At 73.3% G+C, this 4,722-nt stretch carries 1 protein-coding gene; it reads right to left on the reverse strand.

Annotation, left to right across the window (positions count from 1 at the left end):
• Positions 1-48: 48 nt before the first annotated feature.
• On the reverse strand, positions 49-4,437 hold the full coding sequence (locus ACFUEL_RS35420; RefSeq protein ID WP_380241642.1) for a ricin-type beta-trefoil lectin domain protein: 4,389 nt from the start codon (positions 4,435-4,437) through the stop codon (positions 49-51).
• Positions 4,438-4,722: the final 285 nt, after the last annotated feature.

The following is a 4,722-nucleotide window of genomic DNA, read 5'->3' on the forward strand; positions in this document are numbered from 1 at the left end:
GTCGGCGGGCGAGGGGGCACACCCCTTTTCCGGTGCGGTGACGGCCCGTCAGGCGACCGGCGTGGTGCGCCAGCGCTGGGCGGGCGACTGGTTGCAGTCGTAGAGCTCGAGCTGGGTGCCGTTGGTGGTGTCGCCGTTGGGCAGGTCCAGGCAGCGGCCGGACAGGACGTGCAGCAGGGAGCCGTCCGGGCGGGCGATCCACTGCTGGTTGGTGGTGCCGGTGCAGTCGGCGAGCTGGAGCCTGGTCCAGTTGCCGGTGCCGGCGCCGACGGCCTCGATGCAGTGGGTCATGATCTTCAGGGTGCCGTTGGGCTTGACGGTGAACTGCTGCGCGGGGGTGCCGTTGCAGTCCCAGATCTCCAGGATCTGACCCGTCTGGTCGACAGTGCCGGGGTCGTCGGCGCACTTGTTCGCGGCGGTGTCGAGCACCAGCGGGCCGGTGGCGCCGCCCGCGTCGGTCGGGGTGTCGTAGACCGCCACGTCACTGATCCGGCCGGAGAACGCGGTGCCGAAGCCGCCGGCCTGCTGGGCGGAGCCGATCACCAGCGGCCCGTTGAGGGCGAAGCCCGCGGAGTGGACCCGGACACCGGCCAGCGCGCCGTTCACGTACAGGCTCATCACCCTGGTGGCGGCGTTGTAGCTGACGGTGAGCCGGTCCCAGCGGCCGTCCTGCCAGCGGGCGGCGTTGCTGAGCGCGGAGTCGGTGGTGTCGAAGGCGGGCTGGGCGGTGTCGCCGGTGGCGAGCTTGAACTGCCAGTTGCCGTCCGCGCCGGGGGCGAGGACCAGCCCGCTGGAGGAGGCGCCCCTGGTGCTGAGGACGGCGCCCTGGGCGGTGCTGCCGCCGGGCTCGGCCCAGGCCGTCACGGTGAAGGACTTGCCGGTGTCGATCCGGAACTGCCGGCCCTGGCTGCTCGCCTCGATCCGCCCCGGGGCGGCGTTGCCGCCGAACGCCGCCACGGTGGTGGTGGCGCCGTCCACGGTGTCGGCCGGGAAGGAGACCGTGCCGGTGGGCGCGGCGGCCACCGAGCCGGGGTAGTAGCCGGGCAGCGTGCCGTCGGCGGCGGTGCCCTGCAGCCGGTAGCGCTCCACCGGGCGGCGGGCGGAGCCCTGGTCGGCGCCGGCGGCCGCGAGGGCGGTGACGGCGGTGGCCGGGGTGCCGTCGGTGGTGCTTCCGGTCCAGATCTTCAGCCTGCCGCTCGCGTCGACGGTCCACAGGTCGGTGACGCCGTCCTTGTTGGCGTCGCCGCTGGAGCCGAGCTTCGGGTAGGCCGCGGTGGTGAACTTCGGGCCGCCGAGGACGCGCGCGCCGGGCCCGGTCGGCGAGGCGAGCGCGGACAGGTCGAGCGTGCCGTCGGCCTTGAGCCTGACGTCGTAGGCGCGCAGGGTGCCGTCGCCCTTGTCGCGGGTCCACAGGGTGGGTTGCGCGGTGCCGCCGGCCGCGCCGGGGTTGACCAGTTCGTAGCCGTTCCAGGTGCCGGTGCCGGAGACCAGCACGGCGGGGGCGTCCAGGTGGTCGGTGGTGCTGGCCCGGTAGAACCACAGGTTTCCGCCCTCGACGGTGAGGACGGCGGTCTGCTCGCGCCGAACGACGTTGTCCCCCTTGGTGAGGGGCGCGTTCGGCGCGCCGAGCGCGACGACCTGCTGGAGGGCCGACCAGTCGTCGCTCCAGCCGGCCGGGGCGGTGCCGAGCGCGGTGCCGTCGGGGTTCGCCCAGAGCCGGTTCTTCAGCAGCGGGGTCGGGGTGCCGATGGTGCCGTCGTTGTTGTTCGGGAAGTCGTACAGCTGGGTGGCCAGGTCGGGGGTCGCGCCGGTCCAGGCGAGCACGTCGTCGTTCAGGCCGGAGCGCAGCGCGCCGCGGTGGGTGATCTTGGTCTGGCCGTCCTTGAAGCCGTAACCGCCGGGGAAGAGTTCCAGCGGCGCGGCCTGGGCGGTGGCCGGGTCGCTGTCGAGGGACAGCGTGCGCAGGTTGCCGAGGTCGTCGGGCAGCAGGATGTCGCCGCGGCCGTCGCCGTTCAGGTCGCCGGGGGTGCCGGCGGCGCCGTTGGCCGGGTTCCAGGGCACGTAGAAGGTGTAGCGGGCGGGCTGGCTGTAGTTGCCGGCCACGTCCATGGCCTGGACGTGGAGGCTGTTGGTGCCCCAGTTGACGGGCCTGAAGCCGAGCTCGCCCTTGGCGCCGCTGAAGGTGCCGGAGGTGGGGCCGGTGGGGTCGGTGCACTTCCAGCCGGTGACCGGGGTCGGGTCGGTGCTCCAGCGCAGGCAGGCCACGCCGGAGGCGTTGAGGCCGCCCGCGGGGGCCGGGTCGGTCGCGGTGAGGGAGAAGGTGCCGGTGTCGCCGAGCTTCTTGGTCGGGAACTGGCCGAGGACGCCGCTGGCCGGGAAGTCGGCGGAGGTGACGGTCACCTGGGGCGCCGTCTTGTCGACCCGGAAGTAGCACCACGGGGTGTCGCCGGAGCTGAGGAACTGGTCGGTGGTGCTGGCGCTCCAGCCGTACTGGTGGCCGTCGGCGAGTTGGGAGACCGGGACGCCGACGACGCCCCAGCCGCCGAGCAGGCCGGTGCTGTACGAGCCGCCACCGTTCGGGTCGTTGTCGTCCCAGATGTGGAAGGTGGTGTTGACCGAGGAGTTGATCGGCGACCAGATGTTCGCCTGCAGGTGGATGTACTGGTTGCCGCCGACCCAGCCGGGCTCGTACCAGGGGCTGCCGCCGGGGTGCTGGCACTCGTCGTTCCGGGTGCCGAACTCCGGGTCGTTGACGAAGCCGGGGGCGGGCGAGGTGCGCGGGCTCCAGATGGTCGGCGCGATGTCGTAGTAGACCGAGATCACCGGGTCGGGCGCCAGGTGGTGGCGCAGCCCCTTGTTGTACTCGTCGCTGGTGGCGATGCCGACGGTCCACGGGGTGACCTGGTTGTCGACCAGGTACTGCACCCAGTCCTTGACGTCGAAGTTGAGCGTGCCGACGTTCTTCAGGTGGTCGCTGGCGGCCCAGGTGCAGCCCTGCATCTTGCTCGCGTAACCGCAGGGCTGGTTGTACCAGGTCGGGTCCCCGTTGAACGCCGGCGTGCTGTACAGCTCGAAGGTGGTGTCGACGGAGGTGTCGGAGGCGTCGATGACGCCGACCTGCATGGTCGCACTGGTGACGGTGGCGGCGAGGTGACCGCCGCCGGCCATCAGGCCGCTCGGGACGCCGAACTGGTAGTAGGCGCGGTAGCGGCCGTAGCCGGTGCAGTTGCTGTAGCCGCAGTAGCCCACGCCGATCGGCGAGGAGGTGTTGACGGTCGCGGTGCTGGGGTGGTTCTCCTGCACCTGGGCGTTGTTCGACTTGGTGAGGGCGGTGCCGACCTCGGGGTCGAGGTACCAGGGGCCGGTGCCCTTGCCGAAGCTGTCCGGGTCGGGGGTCAGCACCAGTTCGGTGGTGGACACGCTGACGCCCATCGGGGCCACCACGGCCGCGTCGCCGGGCTGTTGGGCCGAGGACTGCGCGGGGTCGGCCGCCGCGTCGTCGTCGGCGGGCGCGGCCGGCGGGGACTTCGCGGCGGCCTTGGCGGTGCCGCTCCCGGCGGCCTGCGGGTCGGGGCGGGTGGAGTCCCACTGGAACGGGGTGGGCGCCTGGAAGCGGACCGCACCGCTCGCGTCGGTCAGCGAGACGTTGCCCGCGTCGTCCGCCCCGGCGGTCAGCCCGGTGGTGCGGAGCGGAAAGCGCAGCTCGCGCAGCCGCGGGTCGGCGGCGGCCTGGGCGGTCTTGACCACCACCACGTCGCGCCAGCCGCCGTCGGGCCGGGCCGTCACCTGGAGGTCCACGTCCGGCAGCACGTTCGAGTAGGTCGCGGTGGCGCCGTCCAGGGTCGGCGCGGGCAGGGCGAACGGGGCGGTGACCGACAGCTGCTTGCCGTCGGCGGTGGTGACGGTGGCCAGCGGTCCGCTGCCGCCGCCGGAGAGCACCAGGTCGGTGCCGGTGACGGCGGGCCGGACCGATCCGTCCCCGGCGCGGTGCAGCGACGGGTCGAGGGTCTGCCAGTCGCCCGAGCGCTTGGTGCGGACGGGTTGGGCGTGGTTCTGGCTGTAAAGCGAGCGGCCGTCGGGCGCGGCGAAGGTCTCGGCGAGTTCGGTGGTCAGCGCGTCGATCTTCACCGGCTGCCCGGTCTGCGCGGCCTGCTGGAGCGCCGCCCGGACGACTGCGGTCTGCCCGGTCTCGGCGGGCGGCTCGGTGGCTCCGGGCGCCGCGGTGCTGCCGGGTGCCGCGGTGCTCCCGGGTGCCGCGGTGCTCCCGGGTGCCGCGGTGCTCCCGGGCGTCGGGGCCAGGTCCGCGGCCGCGGCGAACGGGGCCGGCAGGGCGGCCAGCAGCAGGGCGGCGGTGGCGGTGGCGACCGCCCGGGGCAGGGCACCGCTCCCCCCTGGGCGCCCGGTGCGGCGGCGTACCGTCCGCGGAATTCTTGACATGTCTGGGTACCTGTCCCCTCCCGTCGGCCCGCCCGCCGAAGCCGAGCGGGTAATCGGAAAGGAACGATGCAGTCCCGGCGAATATCCGGTCAAGTGCCTTCGTCGGCTTGTCCGTTGATGACCGAATTGATCGTCCGCACCCGGACGGCAGGCGCCGCTGAACGGCACTCCGCACTCTCCGGCACCACCCCTGCCGGGCCACCACCCCCGCACTCCTGGGCACCGGTTCGTCCGGTAACTCCCGTGCCAGCCAAAGCTCCTGACGCCTCGTCGGCCGTCCCGCCC

Origin of the sequence: Kitasatospora sp. NPDC057198 (genome assembly GCF_042670125.1) — a bacterium.
Lineage (GTDB): Bacteria > Actinomycetota > Actinomycetes > Streptomycetales > Streptomycetaceae > Kitasatospora.

Bases quoted from the DNA above. Each gene is read 5' to 3' on its own strand.
- ACFUEL_RS35420 (WP_380241642.1), bottom strand. From the start codon at position 4,437: ATGTCAAGAATTCCGCGGACGGTACGCCGCCGCACCGGGCGCCCAGGG.